The sequence below is a fragment of the Bradyrhizobium sp. ARR65 genome, assembly GCF_000472385.1.
GTDB lineage: Bacteria > Pseudomonadota > Alphaproteobacteria > Rhizobiales > Xanthobacteraceae > Bradyrhizobium.
On sequence record NZ_AWZU01000133.1, the window covers coordinates 1 to 1,327 of the forward strand.

At 59.8% G+C, this 1,327-nt stretch carries 3 protein-coding genes; 2 read left to right on the forward strand and 1 reads right to left on the reverse strand.

The features are described from left to right. Positions 1–19 precede the first annotated feature (19 nt). Both F758_RS0142985 and F758_RS0142990 read left to right on the forward strand, forming a co-directional pair. Positions 20–277: a hypothetical protein gene (locus F758_RS0142985; RefSeq protein ID WP_035725408.1), complete on the forward strand. Its 258-nt coding sequence runs from the start codon at positions 20–22 to the stop codon at positions 275–277. A gap of 293 nt (positions 278–570) precedes the next feature. After that, positions 571–786 (forward strand): hypothetical protein, encoded by a 216-nt coding sequence (locus F758_RS0142990; RefSeq protein WP_024513510.1) that lies wholly within the window; start codon positions 571–573, stop codon positions 784–786. A 72-nt stretch (positions 787–858) separates the two neighbouring features. Here the strand turns inward: F758_RS0142990 and F758_RS0142995 are convergent, their stop codons facing one another. Then, on the reverse strand, positions 859–1,059 hold the full coding sequence (locus F758_RS0142995) for a hypothetical protein (protein ID WP_157450577.1): 201 nt from the start codon (positions 1,057–1,059) through the stop codon (positions 859–861). Between the last annotated feature and the right edge of the window lie 268 nt (positions 1,060–1,327).

Below are 1,327 nucleotides of genomic sequence, written 5' to 3' on the forward strand. Positions count from 1 at the left end.
TGCTGGACGATCTGCGCTGATGACAGAGCGCCGACCGCAAAAGGTCACTTTCGGTGAGATGCGCAGCGCGGGCGTGCGTCATGTGCTGATCTATTGCGCGGACTTTCGCTGCGGCCGCTGCGTCAAGGTCGATGATTGCGCTGACCGCTGGCCTGACGATCTGCGACTTTCCGATGTCGAGGACAGGTTTGTCTGCAACGCCTGCGGCTACCGTGGCGCAGACATCCGCCCGGACTGGGCGACTGCGACTCGCGCCGCCATTGAGCGAGAGCAGTAGAGCCCTGTTCTCCGAAGCGCGACACGATGCATCGCGTGGGTGAGGAGAACAGGATGAACAGATATTCATTCATCACAAAGGCGTCGCAGGTCATGCTCCAAGACGCCCCAAACAGCTCGGTTCTATATCCGTTTGGACTGTCTTCGCGGGGTGCGATACTGCGTCCCACTTCATTTTCGAACCAAAGCGATCTGGATTGGTTTACCCACATCACCGGCCGGGGCTCTGTTCCGTAGGCGTCGGTGGCTGAGAGACCGATCGCGCTCCCGCCTGCATAGGAAGGGAGCACCGGCATGCCGCTATTCCGTCCCGATCCCCCGAAAGACGCCGAGCACCAGCGCACGATTCGTAACGCCTTGGCGCGCAGCCTCCAAATCTTGCAGAGCAGTGCACCGCCAGACACGTTCCTAGGACGCATGACTCAAGAGGCGTTTCCACTGGAGGACGACCCCCTTGAGCGCCACGACATTCAAAACCTGATCAACAGCGAATTGAAGCCGCCAGAGTAAGGCCGCCTCAGTTGGTGGCCTCCTTTTCCTCTCGCGGTTATGGTCAGCGTTGCTGGCCGGTCTCCTGTGCTTCTAATCGTCTCGTCGAGCCTCATAGGTTCGGATCAACGCCAGATTTTTGAGAATACGCTCGGCCAGCGAGGAACCTTCGGGGTCGGTGATGGCCTGTTCGTCGCCGCGATAAGACAGGCGACCGGCTTCAGCAATGTCCTCGCGGTCGCTGTCGACGACCCAACGAACCCGCCAACTGATTTTCACCAAATCGTCCCCCATGCCGCCGTCGAATATGCTCTTGCTTGGCGAAGCGTTCAACCCGCAATTGCACCGTCAAGAGCCCGCCGTTGACCGACGGGCCTTGTGTGCGGAAAACGTGTTTGGGACGAGCAAGGTAAGGCCGCCTCAGTTGGCGGCTTCTTTCATCGGGCCAAGCCTACGATGTCGCCCATTGGCCCACCCCGGAAGTAACGCTTATGTCCCTTTCCGGTGTGCAGGGGACATTGCGTGCGAAAGCCAAGCTGGTGTGCGCCCTATTGCGCGCGTG

Excerpts from the sequence above, each read along its gene's own strand:
- F758_RS0142990 (WP_024513510.1), top strand. The coding sequence starts at position 571 with ATGCCGCTATTCCGTCCCGATCCCCCGAAAGACGCCGAGCACCAGCGC.
- F758_RS0142985 (WP_035725408.1), top strand. The coding sequence starts at position 20 with ATGACAGAGCGCCGACCGCAAAAGGTCACTTTCGGTGAGATGCGCAGC.
- F758_RS0142995 (WP_157450577.1), bottom strand. The coding sequence starts at position 1,059 with ATGGGGGACGATTTGGTGAAAATCAGTTGGCGGGTTCGTTGGGTCGTC.